Origin of the sequence: Cohnella thermotolerans DSM 17683 (assembly GCF_000429825.1) — a bacterium.
GTDB lineage: Bacteria > Bacillota > Bacilli > Paenibacillales > Paenibacillaceae > Cohnella > Cohnella thermotolerans.
On the sequence record NZ_AUCP01000087.1, the window covers coordinates 1 to 16,898 of the forward strand.

The window sequence follows — 16,898 nt, forward strand, 5'->3', positions numbered from 1 at the left end:
CATTTAAGGCCAGATTTTTTTTTGAGCCAGTCGACCTCAACCGTAAGTTGACCGACCAGCTTCTCTAGACGCTCTTGCTTGGCTTCATACTCCTTTCTGACTTTATCGACTTCGCTCACTTTCTTCTCGAAGACGGTCGATGCGCGATCCAGAAACTCCGCTTTCCACCGGCTGATCATCACCGGGCTCAGTTCGTATTTCGATGCAATCTCGTTGACGGTCTGCTCTTCTCGGAGCACCTCCAGCACGACCTTTGTCTTGAATTCTGCAGCGTATCGGTTTCGTTTTTCCATGATCTCAGTATAACTTATTTTTCACGCTCCCGTGTCTCAGCCTATGGGAGCATTATAATCTTTCTGTTTGCCGCAGCGATAAGTCTTTTCTTAACAGTTCAATAGATTGTGTCCGGTCCTCTAATGTCTGTCTAACATCGGCCGACTGTGCTGCGGCCATAATCATATAATTGTAGAGCCATCCAAAATGTCCCCGTCTGCACAGATTATATGACACCCTATTTATAGATCCGTCCTTGTTCGTTGCTTTAACATAGATGGCGCTTGTATTCTGATCCGTATGTGATCGTGCATGCTGGATGAGCTCAAGTGCTAGGTCAGAGTCCTTACTATTCTCTTCCGTAATACCGTAAAAAAGATATGTCATCGTGGATCGGTTCATCATCAAGCTTCTAAAGACCTTTAAATGAGGCCTTTCTTCAAAGAAACGAAAGTGGAATTTCTTAGGGACCGTATTCACTACACGTCCTTCTTTAAATGTCGACAACAGAATATGGCTATTATTTTTATTTTTGGACTGTCTTCTATGTAATTCAGATAAAATCATTGACGTTGCCATACACTCCAATAAATCCGGAGGGACGAAGAAAGAAAGTAAGGAGCCTGTTTTCCCGGTCGATTTGGATTTTGTTTTCAGATACACTTGATGTATTAGGACCTGACATTGGCGAATATTCAAGCTGTTATTTTCAAACCAAGTAAAATCATCAATGCCCAAATCATCCAATTCCAATACGGGCAGATTATGTACGATGTCAGAACCTCTCCATACATCGGAAAGGTGCATAATGGTATATAGCCACATATTAGCATAGTACGCACTATTTATTGCCCTTGGTAAATGATTTTGGATATCTTGGACATGTACATAAAAATCATGGTATATCTCAGGCGAGTAAATCTCTTTTCCGTCATCAGCTTTCGGCTTGTTTTGGACAAAGTAAAGATCCTTTTCCGGCTTAATATCTTTAACTGCATAGCAATACCTAAGAAACTGGACAAAGAACTGATTGGAACGCATTGGAGCATTACTTGAATATAAAATTGTTTGAAGCTCATCGCCAGTAAGTTCGTAAATTTCCCTTCCAGAGTGCAAAATTAAAGCTGAAAAAGTTTTCGGCAAAGTATTTTCTGCCAAATCCTTTATTCGTTCTGGAATGCTGCTTTTACATGCAATGATTTTTTTGCGACCAAAATCTAGAAATAACTTGATCGTTTCCTTAAGATGTTGAGATGAATCAGCAATTATCGCCTTAGTGAATTGTTGAATAGCTATATCTTTGGTATAAGTAGGTCGTTCTTGTCGCTTCTCGTAAGCCTCTACGTCCTGTATTGGTATGAATGTTCCATACTTTTTATATACAATGATATTAGGAAATTCATTGTTCTCGAGAAGTTTCTTAACCACTTTTCTCGTTTTCTTTAATCTTTTGGTCAACTCTAAAACAGTCAAGGTATGTTTTGGTCTAATCCATGACTTCCCACATTTCACAATATCGTGTGTACTTATAAAAGCTTCCCATTCTTCGCGCGGTATTGAAATTCGCGTGCCATCACCGGTTATTACTTTGGCTCCTGGAAAGAATGGATCACATAAACTTTTGAGACCTTTATCAGAAAACGGATATTCTTTAATAATTTCAACACCAGTAATATAACGGGGATCACCTAAATAAGTTAATTCTTTAGTAAATGCTAAGACTTCGTCTTTCTCTAAGTAAATTCTCTTTCCCCACTTCACGACTTTCTTTAGTTTATTTGCCTTGATCCAATAACTAACATTACTTTCGTCCGTTTCTGGTCTGATCTTTTGAAAAATTTGTATCGCTTCTTGTTTGCTAATGTATCCGGTTAAATCTACATCCTTATAACCCGATCGTTCCCTAATCTTTGGAATGGAATCAATCTTGATAAAACATCTATGACTCACAAATATACAGTCTTCGTCCGTAATGAACCCATTTTTTAACCACTTGCGAGCCCACGAATATGAAACTGCAATTTGGTTGCAAAAATCCATGAAAGGTATATATTTTGAAGTATCAACGCTCATATTGGAACCCCTATTATTTATTGGCATTCTTATTGCGTTCAATCAACTGGGGGACATAATATTCATGCATATAAGCCAACTTTTCCTCGATTTTTTTCCTCATTCTTTCAGTCTTTGACATGTATACCAACGAGGATTCCAAGCTTTTATCCCCCCTTGGAAAGGCTACATCTAATGGACTTTCCGCGAGTTCAGCAAGCATATTGGTGAATGTTCCCCGTCCAATATGCGTTGACCAGCTTGTAGCGCTTAAATGATTTGCAAGTATTTTGTCCTCAGACCCGCCATACTGTCTTAAGTATTGAATGAATATTCTTTTTAACTTATCGAAATATTGTCTATAGCTTCTCCCGGTCATTGCACTCCCATTTTTGTTTACAAATAGAGCGCCGGAACCATCGTTAGGTTTATACATCTCCAAGTGGTCCCGAAGTAAATGATCGAGCCAATCCTTGATTTGATAGATTCTTTGCGGCCGCGGCTTTTTAACATAGTTTGATCCCGATGAATCCTTGATGTCCGTTCTGAATGAATTGGTTTCAATCTTAATCAGAAGATCGCCGGTTGCCAGCTTTCTTTGCAAACTCGCGCTTTTTAAATTAATAACTTCACCAACCCTTAATCCTCCGAATAGTTGAAAATATAGGCCCAACACAATTCTGGGTGTAACACAGATAGCTATTTCAAATAACAAGGGAATATAAGCCATCGGAAAAACATGTTCTACATTTGACGCTGTACGAGACGGATAGATAACATCAAATGGGGACTCGTAATAATAAGTACCGTGATAAGTTGGTTTCTTGGGAAAATTAGATAAGGATATGTGGGGAGCGATGTTGTTCTTAGCAATCCAAACATAGAAATTGGTAAGGGTGCGTTCTGAGTCTTTCACTGTGCCGAGCTGTCTGCCTTCCTCTGTTAAAGAATTTAAGAACCTTGTCCCATGGGAAAGTTTTAAATCCATTAATGATTTGATGCGAAGGGTTCTTTTGTTAAGTAGAGTATAGTTAAGAAACATGGCCACATTTTTGGCGTGCTTCCTCTGAGTGTTGTACGAGTTTGATTTATATTGTGATAATATGTAATCGGTTATTGGGTGTACAATATCCACGTTTTTTTCCTCATCACGCAGGCAGATGACTGCCATCTGCTTTTTAACTTGTTCGCCATTTTTTTTCGTAAACCAATCAATCCAAACCGTGTCTACAGCAAACTTGTATCTTTGCGCTTCTTCAATAGGCACTACATTTGTGTACATAAATCTAACCACATCCAACAATATGATCTTTAATAATTCCATATTAATCTAAGTGAACAATATGTACAACCATTTTGAAAGAAAAAATCTATCAATCTCTCAATTATATTGATAGATCAATAGATTTTCTTATTTTTATATATTTATTTTTGTGCATTAACAATATGTACATGTTGATGCTGATACATCGGTCGGATCGATCTGCCGCCAGAAGATGTCCAGAAGCTTCTCGTACGGCATCAGCTCCGGATCGAATGTAATTTGCACCGCTTCCGCGTGACCGGTCGTCTCCGAGCAGACTTCTTCGTACGTCGGCGATTTCAAGTGTCCGCCCGTATAGCCGGAGACGATCCGGACGATCCCCGGCATCTCCTCGAACGGCGTCACCATGCACCAGAAGCAGCCTCCCGCGAAAGTCGCGACCTCGTAACGATTGCGCTTAGCGCTTACGTCGTTCAATACCTTCCCTCCCCAGCACAAACCTTAAAAGCTTATTACCCATTTTAGCAAAGAATGATCCGCAATTTAACCTTCGCTTAAACGAAAGCCCGAACTCCCCGATCGTTGTTCCCCGATAACGGCAAGGAGACTACGAGCGGACGATTTGTATACAGTTGAAAACAACCCCATCCGCTAACCGCCGCGAGCCTTCTTCAGGAGAAACTATTGGGGTCAAGGCGTTTCCCGGCGGTTGGCGCGCCGGCGTGCTCGGCCTGACGCCCCGCTGCGTGCCGAACTGGAAGCAGCCCGCTCACGTGGCGGGGCTCGCCGACTACAATGATTCGAACACGCTGAAAATTCTGCGGATCCGCGCGAGCGCGAACGGCAACTGGAAGGCCGTGGCGGGGGTCAGGGAGCTTGCTTCGCATAACGCACCGCCAAAATGACAAACTACCTCCATCCGCTGCGGAAGGAGGGTTCGCACATGGCGAAGCAACAAGGTCATGCCGTCAAAAACACGCAGACGAAATCTTCCGACAAGAAGGGCAACAGCTCCGGCAACAATCACTGAAGCTCGGACCTTTCCCGTCCGGATAAGAACGAAGAAGTCCCTCGCGCGCAGCGCCGGGGACTTCCTTGATTTGGCACGGATTCGGCTGTTTGCACAGGCGTCCGGCCGGGTAAAGAGAGTAGACGGGCGTCACGCCTTCATCGCTTTCCACGATTGGAAGTCGTGAATGGCGATGCCGGCGAACGAATTGTGCTTCTGCAGCAAAGAATCCGCCAACGCGAGCTGCTCGTTCATTTTGGCGCGGCCCTTACCGTAAAACGTAATTTGGGGGCCTTCCATGCCGGCGACCGTCTCCACTCCGACGGTCGCCGGGATCCCCAGATCGGCGGCTTCGGACAGCTCGGCGGCGGCCATGTTGGCGATCGCCTGGGCGGAGTCCCGATAAGCGAGCACCGTGACGGCTCCGTACTTCCGCATCATCCACCGGCTGAGCGTCTCCGTGCCGTCCGGCGTCCGGTAGTTGCAAAGCCAGAACGGAATGTCCGCGGCGATCGGGAGCTTGAGTTCGGCCGCCTTTTGGACCATATACCTTACGTTGTTCTGCCATTGGGCGATGAAGGTGGAGCCTTCCTTATTCCAATAAGGCAAGGCGTAAGGCTCGATGTCCACGTGAATGCCGGCGAACTTCTCGTCTTCGGCCGCCCCGCTCTGGTATTGGCTCAGCCAATCGAAGGAGCGTTCGATGGCCGGACGGTTGATCTCGAAGCCCCAGGAGGGCCTTCCGTCCAAGGCGTGCACGGCGATTCCCCGGGCTCCGGCTTGGCGGATGAAGGAAGCGTATTCGGACGGCTTGACGTCCCGGTTGATTTGCAAATAGATCGTATTCACGCCGTTCTCCCTGCAGAAAGCCAGAATGTCCGAAGCCGAAGTCCGAATGAGCGGCGTGTCCCAGAGCCAGGTGGCTTTGACATAAGGCGTTTGCGCGTTTGCCGGCATCGGCTTCCCTCCCATTCCGATCAAAATCGCGACGGCGAGCAGCAAGCTTATTGGGGCTGTAAATCGATAACGCAACGGGCAACAGTCCTTTCTCTCGTGGTGTAATTACAAGTATGGACGAACGCGGGAGCGGTCCGAATCGGCCGCAGGCACCAATCCGCCTTGTGCGGACAGACCAATTTGATATACGGAAAGGCACATGAAGCGATGAGAAAATGGCACTACGCCGTCGGAGCGCTCGTCATCCTGCTGGCGGCGGTCTTGACGGTTTATATCCGAAACGCCGGGCCTCCCGTGAACCGGGACCAGGCTACGTGGATTTGGGACTTGAACGGCCTTCTGGAAGGCTCGGAAGCGAACATTCCGGAAGTGAAGGATTTCCTGCTGCGCCATCGCGTCCGGACAGTCTATCTCCATGCAGGCGAGGATGTCGAAGGCTCGGAAAAGCCGCTGTTCCGCTCGTTTATCCTGCAAGTCGGAAGCGCGGGCGTGCAGGTCCAGGCGCTGGGCGGGGAACGCAACTGGGCGCTTCCCGAAGGGCGTTCCGGTATGTATGCGTTTCTGAACCGGATCGACAGCTACAACGCCTCCGTTCCGCAGGAGGAGCGATTCGCCGGGATTCATCTGGACGTGGAGCCCTATTCGTTGCCCGAGTGGGACAAGGACCAGAGCGAAGTGGTGCGCCAATGGAAAAAAACGATGAACGCCGCGGCCGAATACGCCCGAATTCATTCGCTCCAGCTCGGGATCGACCTCCCGTTCTGGCTGGACCGGATCCCGGCTTCCGCCGACGACAGCGGCTCTTCCGGCAAGCTCGACCGCTGGATGATGGCGATGTCGGACTCGGTCACTCTAATGTCGTACCGCGACAAGGCCGAAGGCGCGGATGGCGTGCTCGCGCTGGTGAAGCAGGAGCTCGAGGACGCTCAGGGCAGCGGGGCGAAGGTACTCGTCGGGCTTAACGTCGCTCCCGATTCGGAAGCGAAGCTGACCTTCGACGGCGAGGACGCCGGCCGCTTCCGGGCGGTCGCGTCCCGCATCCGGCGGGCCTATGCCGGCAACGCCGGCTTCGGGGGCATCGCCGTGCACGACCTCGCCGCCTGGATGCGGCTGGAGAAGTAGGCGGCGCGGCGGGCGCGTGCGGGCGTGGGGGAGCAGGCGGTGGCGCTTAGGAAGCGATTCGCTGCTTGCGGTCCCTCGCCAGCGCCTGCTGCGCCTCTTAGGGAGCGATTCGCTGCCTGTCACCCCTATCGTCGACTTGACCGCTTTTCCGCTCCCTCTCCACTGCCCGCTGTGCCCCTTTGGCAGCCTACTGCGCCTCAGGGCACCGCACCTTATCCCTTCGGCTCAGAGTCTCGACCGATGCCGCACAAACGCCCCCCGATACCTTGTGCCCGAACCGCGCCCGTCCGGTGCGCTCATCGATCCCCCGCATCAATCGCGCGAATATCCGCGCCTCCGAGCCTCTTCCCGCTGCTCCCGGTTCAGCTTGCCTTTTCAAACTTCGTTTGCGCTTCCGTCCATCTGCCTGCGTTTTCTGCCGATGCGAAAAAAGCCGCCCCCTGCGGCCATCTCGTCGCGAACGGGGCGGCTTGAGCCGCTTTGTCAGCCCGCCGATATCCGGACGGGCTCCAGCTTGTGCTCGACCGGCGCGCCAAGCTTGTAGATATGCGGCAGGTCGTAAGCCTCCAACGCGTTGCGCGTGTCCACGATCGGGACGCCCAGGCCGGCGATTTCGCCATACGAGAACACGTCGTGGTCGGTAATGAGCACGAAACAATCGTACGTGCGGAACTGTTCGAGCGAGTAAGGCACCGAATGAACGGTCTCGCCGCGATGATCGCGGAAAGAAGTCGCGAACGGATCGTAGTAATCGACGATCGCGCCGCCTTCGCGGAACAGCTCGTACACTTCCAGCCCCGGAGACTCCCGCAAATCGTCCACGTTCGGCTTGTAAGCCATGCCGAGCACGAGAATGCGGGAATTGCGCAGCGACTTCGAATATTCGTTCAAAATGTTCGTCGTTTTGCTCACCACATAGTAAGGCATGTTCGAGTTCACCGATTGCGCCAGCTCGATGAAGCTGCTGTAGAACCGGTAGCCCTTCGCCTTCCACGACAGATACATCGGGTCGAGCGGAATGCAGTGCCCGCCGATCCCCGGTCCCGGATAGAACGGCATGAAGCCGAACGGCTTCGTGCTGGCCGCTTTGATGACCTCCCAGATGTCGATCCCCATCCGCTCGCACATCATGGCCATTTCGTTGATGAACGCGATGTTGACGCTCCGGAACGTATTTTCGAGCAGCTTGGACATTTCCGCCACCTTCGGCGACGAGACGGGAACGACTTTTTCGACGATATTTTCATACAGCAAGCACCCGAGCTTCGAGCATTCCGGCGTCGTGCCGCCGAGCACCTTCGGGGTATTGTACGTGGCAAACTTGGAATTGGAAGGATCGACGCGTTCTGGAGAGAAGCAGAGGAAATAATCCCGTCCGACCTGAAGCCCCATCCTCGCAAGCTCCGCCTCAATCAGCTCCTCCGTCGTGCCGGGATACGTCGTGCTCTCCAGCACGATAAGCAAGCCTTTTTTCATGTAACGCTTGATCTGGTTGACGACATATACGATGTGGGACGTATCCGGATCCTGGTTGGCGCTGAGCGGCGTCGGCACGCAGATGGAGACGGCGTCCAGCTCGGCCAGCACGGCGTAATCGGTCGTCGGCTTGAATCGCCCGCCCTCCAAAGCAGCCGCAAGCTTCTCCGAGGGCACGTCCTGCACGTACGAGTCCCCCTGACGGAGGCGCTCGACCTTTCGCTCGTCCAGATCGATGCCGTACACCTCAAACCCCTGCTTCACCATCTCGACCGCAAGCGGCAGTCCGACGTAGCCCAGTCCCACGACGCCCAGCTTGGCTTGTTTGTTTTCGATGGCGTGATGCAGGCGCATATAGTTGACGTTCATTATAGTTCCTCCTTTGGTGGGTGTCTGTTCCAAAAAAGATGGTTCGGCTCGGCACATCGGCAGCTTGCCAAATGTTCGTAAGTACTTGGTGCAAAGTTACAGCCGCGATGGAGCCCGAGATTTTCGGGTTACGGCGCCCAAGACGCCCGCCTCGCGCCCCCCGCCGTACCGCCCCGCCTACTGCAGCAGCCGCTCGATCCGGGCCTCGAGCTCGACCGGCGAGAACGGCCGCGTGATGTAATCGGCCACGCCCAGCTTAAAGCATTTGCTGATCGCTTCCTCCACCCGGTTGTCGGTGAACACGACGATTTTGCTCCGGTTGTCGGGGTCTTCGCTGTGCAGCCGGGTAAGCAAGTGGAAGCCGTCCATGCCCGACAAATTCAGGTCGGTCACGACGACGTCCGGCTTTTCCTTGCGGAACAGGTCGAGGCCCTGCTTCCCGTCCTCGGCGGCCAGCACCCGGTAGCCCTTCTTGCGGAACCGCAGCTCCAGGTAACGCCGCATCTCCTCGTCCCCGTCAACGAGGAGCACGGATTGCGAGCCGCCCTCCTGCGCGTCCTGCTCATGGAATATCGCCACCTCCGGCGCCTCCGGAAGCTGCCCGAACACCTCCGTCATCTTCTCGAACACGAGCGGGTTGCGCTCCGACTGTTCGCCCGCGCCGGCGAGCATCAGCGCGAATTCTCCCGGAGCCCGGGAAGCGAGCGCGCGCTTGACCAGCAGCGCCAAATAATGCGTCCGGCTCCAGGCGACGCCGAACAGCAAATAAGCGGCCTGCTTCCCGTCCGGATCGAAGACCGTCTCGACGGGGCTCTTCAGCTCCGCCTCGAGAAGCGTCCGCACCTCCCGCGCCGCCTCCTCGAACCCCTTCAGGCAGCGGACGAGCAGAATGCCGCAAGCCTCCCGTCCGGCCGACCCGCCCGACTTCCAGAACCGTTCCACCACTTTCTCGTACATCAACTCGTTCAGCCGCTTCGCTTCCGTCCTGCTCATGCGATTTTCCCTCCCGTAGTCACTGTAGACGGATTGTTAACCGCAGGCGCCTCCTGATTCCAGCTCTGCCTCGTCATGACGCCCCACGAATTGTTTTTGCGGAGGAATTCGATGTGGCCCTGGAGTCTCCACAAGACGCCCAGCTGGTAGTAACCGAGGAACATCAGCGCGGAGAACACGGTCATCTTGACCAGATCCTTCATCCGCGTATAGCGCCGAAAAGCCATCTCCTCCAGCACGAGGGAGCCGACGGCCATCACGTAACCGTTCAGGAAGTTGATCAGCGCGAACGTCAGCAGCACCCGCCACTGCGTCATGTCCATGGCGACATACCCGATCAGCGCGAGCAGGCCGGTCAGCTTGAAGTACGGATTCAGCGTCTCGAAAATGACGTTGTAAGGCATCGTCAGCATGCCGAACACCTTGTATTTGGGACGGAGCAGCATGTCGCGGTTTTCCAGCATATTTTTCAGATTGCCGCGTCCCCAGCGCTTGCGCTGGCTGCTCAGAATACGGTACGTGTCCGGCGCCTGCGTCCAGCAGACCGCGTCGGGACAGTAGGCGACCCGGTAAGGCAGCTTGTTCTCCAGCATGTGGCGGTGAAGCTTGATGATGATGTTCATGTCTTCGCCGGGATAGCCGTCCCTGTAGCCTCCGACTTCCACCACGCTGGATTTGCGGAACATGCCGAACGCGCCCGACACGATAATGAGGCCGTTGATGTGGCTCCACCCGATCCGTCCGCCGAGGAACGCCTTCATGTATTCGAGCGTCTGGAACATCGGCCACATCTTGCGGGGCAGCCGCACGTCCGTGACGACGCCGTCGCGGATCGAGCACCCGTTGGCGATGCGGACGTTGCCGCCGATCGCCACCGTCTCGGCCGGGTTCTCCATGTACACCCTCGCCATCCGGATGAGCGCGTCCTTCTCCAGCAAGGAGTCGGCGTCGATGGACGAGATGAGCGGGTAGTGCGACAGGTTGATGCCGGCGTTCAGCGAATCGGCTTTGCCGCCGTTCGGTTTGTCGACGACGTACAGATTCGGATACGCCGGATTGTAATACACCTGGCGGATCGGCGTGCATTCGATCGCGTAGCGGACCGTCTCGTCCTCCTTGGGAACGAGCTGGAACGCTTCGATCAGCACCTGCAGCGTACGGTCCTTGGAGCCGTCGTTCACGACGATGACCTCGTAAGTATGGTAATTCAGCGTCAGCAGCGACTTGACGTTCTCGATAATGGTCAATTCCTCGTTGTAGGCCGGAACGAGCAGCGACACCGGCGGCGCCGACTCCGAGCCCGACAGCGACCGGAAGCGGGAGTAGACCGCTCCCTTGATCATCGAATAAACCCCTTTATAGGAAAAAAACAAGATCGTAAAATAAATCAACGTAACCGCCATGACATAGTACATGGCGAACGTACCGTATCCGAGCAAAAGCTCTCTCATCGTTAAACCTCCGTTACCTTTCCGTTAACAGCTCCTTCTGTCCGAAGAAAGGCTCATACCCGAGCCCCCTTCCCTCGCGAACGGGCACCCAGCCGGGTTCCCGTCCGGACGCCGCCAGTTCGCGCCGCTTCATCTCCTTGCGGATGGCGTCGCGCGCTTCCTCCGCGCCGGGGCCTCCTTCTGTCTCCGCCGCCGCGCAAAGCGCGGCGAAGCCTTCCTCGCCGAGCGAGGCCAGGCTTCGGGCGGCGTTGTGCCGAACCTTCCATTCGGGATCGGCCATCGCCGACCGCAGAAGACCGATGCAGCCCGCAAGTCCGTACGCGCCGGCGGCGCGGGCCGCACGCGCCCGCACTTCGCCGTCATGGTGCGTCAGCAGCTTGCGCACCCGCTCTTCCGTCGCGAAGGCGGGGTCCTTCAGCAGCAGGCGGGCCGCCTCTTGCCGGATGTCCGGCTCGTCCGCGGCGGTCAGCTTGAACAGCCGGTCCGCGCTTCCCGGCAGCGGACGCTTCTGCATCGCCGCCAGCGACAGCCGGATGCGGTCCGGGTCCCCGCTGCGCAGGAACGTCTCCAGCATCGGCGTGCAGTCGAGCTCCGACTCCGCCAGAATGTCGGCGATGAGCGGCTGCGCTTCCTTCTTGTGGGCGAGCAGCAGATGAACCATGTCCCGCAGCTCCTCCGTATATTTGGCACACTTGGCGATGGCCCGCCCGACGATAAACACCATCGGGCCGAACCGCATCGAAGCGAGCAGCTTCATCATGCCGGGCACCGCCTGGTGGGACCGCATGCAGCCCAAATAATAGGCGGCGTCGAGCTTGACCCACTCGAACGGGCTGTCCAGGCGCTTGAGCTGGCGCTCCACCAAGCCCATTCCTTCGCACAGGGCGATCAGCTTGCGCTGCTGCTCGCCCCGGAACTGCTCGATCCAGCCGATGAGCCGCTCCTGCACGACGCGAAGCTCGTCTTCCTTCATCGGGCCCGGCGGGGGATACACCTTCTCTTCCCCGTCCAGATTGGCGAGCACGTAGGTGAACCAATCCCCGTGCTTGGCCAAATAGGCGTCCGCCGCCTTCCGCCGGCGAAGGTCCCGCACCTTCATCGTATAAAGCGCCGTCAGCCCGATGACGATGACGCCTAACAGGACGGCAATGAACGCGTAAGCGATATGCAAGTTCGAATGCACAGCCGGTTATCCTCCCGTCTTCGGCCGTTGGCCGATTTCCTTGTAAACTTCCTGCATGGCCTTATAGCTCGGCTTCAACCGTTCCGTGTACGTCACGGCGTCCCATCCCTTCCACGTATACTTCGGGATTTGCGAGACGGGATAGCTCCCGGAAGCCGTCTTCGCCGCAAGCCCGACAACCTCGTTCGTCTCCTTGTTCACGATCCAGGGAACGAAGCGGATGCCGTCAATTTTCTCGGTGGAGAAGGCCTTCTTCGGCATCTCGTAGCTGACCGCCTGAAGCGAGCTCGGGTCGGCGAGGCCGAGCAGCATCCACGGGATGCGAACCTCGATGAAGCCGCCGTTGTACTGCCACATGGCGAGCGAATCGTAGGAAGCGCTGGCCGGGTTGTCCGTCCCGCGCTTCAGATTCCCGACGACGATGTTCTCGTAGGGATGGGCCGTCTTCGTGTCCGGCGGCTCCATCTTCAGGCTGACGGGCAAATGCCAGTCGTTGAAAATGCCCGAGTCGTCCTTCAGCTCCTGCGCCGACATGTCGATCATGCCGTATACGTAGCCGTACAGTCTTTTCTCCATATCGTATCGGGATGCGATTTTCACCCCGGTCTCCTTGTCTTCGCCGATCGTAATGAGCGTCTCCAGCCCTTCGTCCAGCGTCCTGCCCGGCAGCTCGGCGCCGTGCCGGTTGCCGCCCGGAAGCGAATCCGTTCCGATCTCGATCTTCTCCTTGGCGGGATCGAACGGATGGTCCAGATGGAGGCCGAGATAGACATACGCTTCGTCGTGGGCCGCCTCGATGCTCTCGATGCCCGGAACGTCCGACGCCAGCTTCGTCTTCTGCGAGCTTCTCAGCTTGCGCCAATCGCCGTCGTCGCCGTCGATGACGAGCTTGCCCTCAAGCCCCGCGTACATGCCGAGCACGCCGAACTGCTTCTCGTTCGTCAGCACGTTGAGCCAATAGGCTCTCCGGTCTTCGGGCAGCTCCATCGGCATCGTGTTCCACGTCTTCTTGAACCACTCGTCCTGCCACATGAACAGCAGCGCGCCCGAATAGCCCTGATCGTGGATGATGCGGGTGAGCTCGGCGTCGATCTTCCCCTGCTCCGTCTCGTTGTGGCCGCCTTGCGACCGGCCGAGCGGCGCGACGTGGGAGACGCCCGCCGAAGACGGCACGCCGTACTCCGTCACCATAATGGGCATCCCTTTGTGGTAGGCCTTCAACTTTTTCAAATAAGCGGTGTAGGTGTCCGTCTTCCCGTCTTCGTCATCAAACCGGAAAAAGTCGGGATAATATGGATACACGTGGTAAGCAGCGAAATACCCCGCGTTCCATTGCACCGGCTTCACGTGGGTGGCGTCCACGCTGACCATGTCTTCGGTAAAAAGCGGCTCCTTCGGATGGGACAGCACGTCGGTCGTCACCCAGTTGGTGAAGCTCATCGGGTGGCGCCAGCCGTATGACTGCTCCGTCTTGGCCGCGTAATCGACCATCTGCGCGAGCCACGCTTCGAACGGGGTCGCCTTGGCGGTCGTCGCGAAGAATGGCCCGACGTAGCTGGCTTTGTCCGGGTGCAGCTTGTTCGTGTTCGCCACCATCTCGGGGTCCCACTCGGTCCCGACGCTCCAGCCGAGCAAGTAAGGCCCCGCGTTCGCTTTATACGTGCCGCCGGCCTTGCCTTGCGTCTCGGGCATCGTCAGATCGCCGTATACGGCCCGGACATCGTCCTCGATCTCCTCGCGGAATGCGGCCTCGATCTCCGTGTCGTACGCGTCCTGCTTCGCGATCAACTGCTCCTCCGGCGACCAGATGCCCTGGATGAAAAAGAGCGGATCGTCCGCGTGCTTCTTATTGTAGTCAACGAGACTCTCGTAGAACACCGGCTCGTGCCGGGTGTACACACGGATAACGTTCGCCCCCATCTCCTTGATCTGGGCGAACCAGCGCATATAGTCCTCGCGCCCGATCGGAAACTCGCCGGGGAAATGCCCCGGCAGCGTAGCCCCGAGATTGACCCCCTGCGCGAAGAAGGGCTGCCACTTGCCGTCCCGGAACACCTCGAGGTTCTCGCCGGCGGTTTTGAACTTGAGCTGCGTGCCGTCCGTCTGCGGCTCGCTCTCTACGGTTTTGCCGGCATAGGCATCATGTTCGCGCCAATAGAAGCCTCCGGCCGCCAAAGCCGCGAGCAGGACGAAGCCGGCGGCGACGGCTTTGCCGCTTCTCCACCAGGCCCGTTGTCGGTTCATGGCTCGCTTCGCCTCCTACTCGACCGTGACGCTTTTGGCCAAGTTCCGGGGCTTGTCCACGTCGAAGCCTCTGGCCACGGACGCATAATAAGCGAGCAGCTGCAGCGGGATGACCGAGAGCGCCGGCGAAATCATCGGATGCGTGGACGGAAGCAGCAAAATGCGGTCGACCCGGCTGGCCAGATCGACGGTGTTTTCGCTGGCGATGCCGAATACGCTCGCGCCTCTCGCCATGACCTCGCGAATGTTGCTCACCGTTTTCTCGTAAAGCTCCGGCTGCGTGGCCAGCGCCACGACCGGCGTCCCTTCCTCGATCAGCGCGAGCGTTCCGTGCTTCAGCTCCCCGGCGGCGTAAGCTTCGGAATGGATGTAGGAAATCTCCTTCAGCTTGAGCGAGCCTTCCTGCGCGACCGCGTAATCCATGCCGCGCCCGATGAAGAAGAGATGCTCATGGCCGGCGATCTCCTCGGCGTAGGAACGGATCTCCTCCGCGCGCTCGAGAATGCTCGCGACCTGGTCGGGCAGACGGCTAAGCGCCAGAACGATCGGTCCGATCTCTTCGTCCGGGAGGGTGTCGCGAACCCGCGCCAGATGGAGCGCGAACGCGTAGAAAGCGAGCAGTTGCGTGGAGTACGCTTTGGTCGAGGCGACGGAGATTTCCGGTCCCGCCCAGGTGAACAGCACGTCGTCCGCCTCCCGGGCCACCGTGCTGCCGACGACGTTGGTGATGGCGACCACGTGCGCGCCGTGGCGCTTCGCTTCGCGCAGCGCGGCGAGCGTGTCGGCCGTCTCCCCCGACTGGCTGACGACGATCACGAGCGTCTCCGGCGTCAGGAGCGGCGAGCGGTAGCGATATTCCGACGCCACCTCCGCCTCGACCGGCAGACGAGCCCAGCGCTCGATCGCCTGCTTGCCGACGAGGCCGGCATGATAGGCCGTTCCGCAGGCGACGATGTGCACGTTGCGGAATTGCCGCAGCTTCTCCGGCGTCAGCTTCAGCTCGGGGAGATACACCCACGGATAGCCTTTGAAAAGCCTGCCGCTCAGCGTATCCCGGTAAGCCTGCGGCTGATCGTGGATTTCCTTCAGCATGAAATGGTCGAATCCGGCTTTCTCCGCGACGGCCAAATCCCAATTGACGCGGAACTGCTGTTTGGTTACCGGGTCGCCGCAGGTCGTCATCAGGTCGACGCCATCCCGCGTCAGCACGGCCATCTCGCCGTCGTCGAGAATGTACACGTCGCGGGTATGCTCCAGAATGGCCGGAATGTCCGAGCCGATGAAGTGCTCGCCTTCGCCGAGGCCGATAATAAGCGGGCTGTGCTGCCGCACCGCGACCAGCTTCTCCGGCTCCCGCTCCGACAGCACGGCGATCGCGAAAGCGCCCCGCAGCCGCTTCGCCGCTTGCTGCACCGCGCGGACGATGTCGCCTTCGTCATAGGAAGCGATCAGATGGGAGATGACCTCCGTATCCGTCTCGGAGACGAAGCGCGCGCCTTGGGCGGCCAGCTCCTCCTTGAGCTCCAGGTAATTTTCGATGATGCCGTTGTGCACGACCGAAATTTGTTTATGCGTATCCGTATGGGGATGCGAATTCAGATCGGACGGCTTGCCGTGCGTCGCCCACCGGGTATGCCCGATGCCGACCGCTCCGGACGGAAGCGGCTGTTTTTGCAGCAGCTTTTCCAGTTCGGCGATCCTTCCTTTCGTTTTGACCACCTTCATCCCCTGTTCGGTGCAAACCGCGATGCCGGCGGAATCGTAGCCGCGATATTCCAGCTTCTTAAGCCCTTCGAGCAGGATGCGCTCGGAGGGCTTGTCCCCTATATAACCCATAATGCCGCACAAACCCGATCACTCCTCGTTTGCTTCTCGTTGCATCTAACACTATAATCCTCCGATACCCGGCCGAACCTTAGAAAATCTTAACCGCAGCGCCGCCTCTTCTCAGAAAACCGCTGCACAAGGTCCGGCTTGCAATCGTTCGAACGAGCCCCTCCGAAGCGGCCGGGGATCCGGAATCGCCCGGTAGGACAAGACGATTTTTATATGGTAAATTTACCCATCGTTAAATGAGAATGGTGAGTTCAGGGTTAAGATTTTATCATGATAATTCTCAGTTTCGGATTCGCGGCGACAGCAAAGTTTGGAAGGGACGGACATATATTCTCTAGAAGTCCGGTGAAAAAGTCCGCCAAGCAGGCTTTTACCACGGTTTTGTCGAATTATACAGTAACACGACCATTGAAAGAGTGATTGAGCATGAAAGCAAGTAAGTCGTCGACCATCCAGCCTCAGTTGTTCCAATTCATCGACATGGATGAACTCGTGCCGAAAAAGCACATTTTGCGCCAGTTGAACGAAGCTATCGATTTCTCTATGGTCTATGATTGGGTGGCACCACTGTATACGGAGAGTACTGGGCGTCCCGCTGCCGATCCGGAGCGGATCGTCCGACTGACGTTGCTTTCGTATCTGTTCAACCACTCCGAACGGGAACTGTAT

General features: G+C 55.7%; 13 protein-coding genes and 1 pseudogene. 3 read left to right on the forward strand and 11 right to left on the reverse strand.

Features of this window, described 5'->3' with window-relative positions:
- From G485_RS0115350 to msrA, 4 genes and pseudogenes are all read right to left on the reverse strand, one after another.
- The coding region (locus tag G485_RS0115350) for a transposase (protein WP_027093281.1) at positions 1 to 293 on the reverse strand (293 nt) is incomplete at its 3' end.
- 52 nt (positions 294 to 345) lie between these two features.
- A complete protein-coding gene (locus G485_RS28515; RefSeq protein ID WP_027093282.1) occupies positions 346 to 2,346 on the reverse strand; it encodes a hypothetical protein in 2,001 nt (666 codons plus the stop codon).
- 13 nt (positions 2,347 to 2,359) lie between these two features.
- Positions 2,360 to 3,607, reverse strand: a complete 1,248-nt coding sequence (locus G485_RS0115360; RefSeq protein WP_035156528.1) for a site-specific integrase — start codon at positions 3,605 to 3,607, stop codon at positions 2,360 to 2,362.
- 186 nt (positions 3,608 to 3,793) lie between these two features.
- A pseudogene (gene msrA / locus G485_RS26780) lies at positions 3,794 to 4,066 on the reverse strand (peptide-methionine (S)-S-oxide reductase MsrA); the annotation flags it as partial.
- A gap of 155 nt (positions 4,067 to 4,221) precedes the next feature.
- On the opposite strand from msrA, the gene G485_RS0115370 reads away from it, so the two are divergent.
- Complete coding sequence (locus G485_RS0115370; RefSeq protein WP_156922385.1) at positions 4,222 to 4,494, forward strand: hypothetical protein; 273 nt, start codon at positions 4,222 to 4,224, stop codon at positions 4,492 to 4,494.
- 254 nt (positions 4,495 to 4,748) lie between these two features.
- On the opposite strand, the gene G485_RS0115380 is transcribed toward G485_RS0115370, so the two are convergent.
- A complete protein-coding gene (locus G485_RS0115380) occupies positions 4,749 to 5,555 on the reverse strand; it encodes a hypothetical protein (protein ID WP_084423338.1) in 807 nt (268 codons plus the stop codon).
- Positions 5,556 to 5,762: 207 nt separating this feature from the next.
- Here G485_RS0115380 and G485_RS0115385 point away from each other — a divergent pair, with 207 nt between their 5' ends.
- Positions 5,763 to 6,677, forward strand: coding sequence for a hypothetical protein (locus G485_RS0115385; protein WP_027093286.1), 915 nt, complete (start codon positions 5,763 to 5,765; stop codon positions 6,675 to 6,677).
- A 483-nt stretch (positions 6,678 to 7,160) separates the two neighbouring features.
- On the opposite strand, the gene G485_RS0115390 is transcribed toward G485_RS0115385, so the two are convergent.
- The 6 genes from G485_RS0115390 to glmS form a co-directional block, all read right to left on the reverse strand.
- Positions 7,161 to 8,522, reverse strand: a complete 1,362-nt coding sequence (locus tag G485_RS0115390) for a nucleotide sugar dehydrogenase (protein WP_027093287.1) — start codon at positions 8,520 to 8,522, stop codon at positions 7,161 to 7,163.
- Between the two features lie 177 nt (positions 8,523 to 8,699).
- Positions 8,700 to 9,515: a response regulator gene (locus G485_RS26785; RefSeq protein WP_051318326.1), complete on the reverse strand. Its 816-nt coding sequence runs from the start codon at positions 9,513 to 9,515 to the stop codon at positions 8,700 to 8,702.
- Positions 9,512 to 10,966: a glycosyltransferase family 2 protein gene (locus G485_RS0115400; protein WP_027093288.1), complete on the reverse strand. Its 1,455-nt coding sequence runs from the start codon at positions 10,964 to 10,966 to the stop codon at positions 9,512 to 9,514. Before G485_RS0115400 ends, G485_RS26785 begins: the two co-directional genes overlap by 4 nt.
- 13 nt (positions 10,967 to 10,979) lie before the next feature.
- Positions 10,980 to 12,149 carry a HEAT repeat domain-containing protein gene (locus tag G485_RS0115405; protein WP_027093289.1) on the reverse strand — a complete coding sequence of 390 codons (1,170 nt, stop codon included), beginning with the start codon at positions 12,147 to 12,149 and terminating at the stop codon, positions 10,980 to 10,982.
- A gap of 6 nt (positions 12,150 to 12,155) precedes the next feature.
- The gene (locus G485_RS0115410) at positions 12,156 to 14,393 is read right to left on the reverse strand and encodes a hypothetical protein (protein ID WP_027093290.1); all 2,238 of its coding nucleotides are present in this window, start codon (positions 14,391 to 14,393) and stop codon (positions 12,156 to 12,158) included.
- A 15-nt stretch (positions 14,394 to 14,408) separates the two neighbouring features.
- A complete protein-coding gene (glmS, locus tag G485_RS0115415; protein ID WP_027093291.1) occupies positions 14,409 to 16,241 on the reverse strand; it encodes a glutamine--fructose-6-phosphate transaminase (isomerizing) in 1,833 nt (610 codons plus the stop codon).
- 414 nt (positions 16,242 to 16,655) lie between these two features.
- Here glmS and G485_RS0115420 point away from each other — a divergent pair.
- Positions 16,656 to 16,898, forward strand: a 243-nt coding sequence (locus G485_RS0115420) for a transposase (protein WP_027093292.1), incomplete at its 3' end; no start/stop codon positions are given.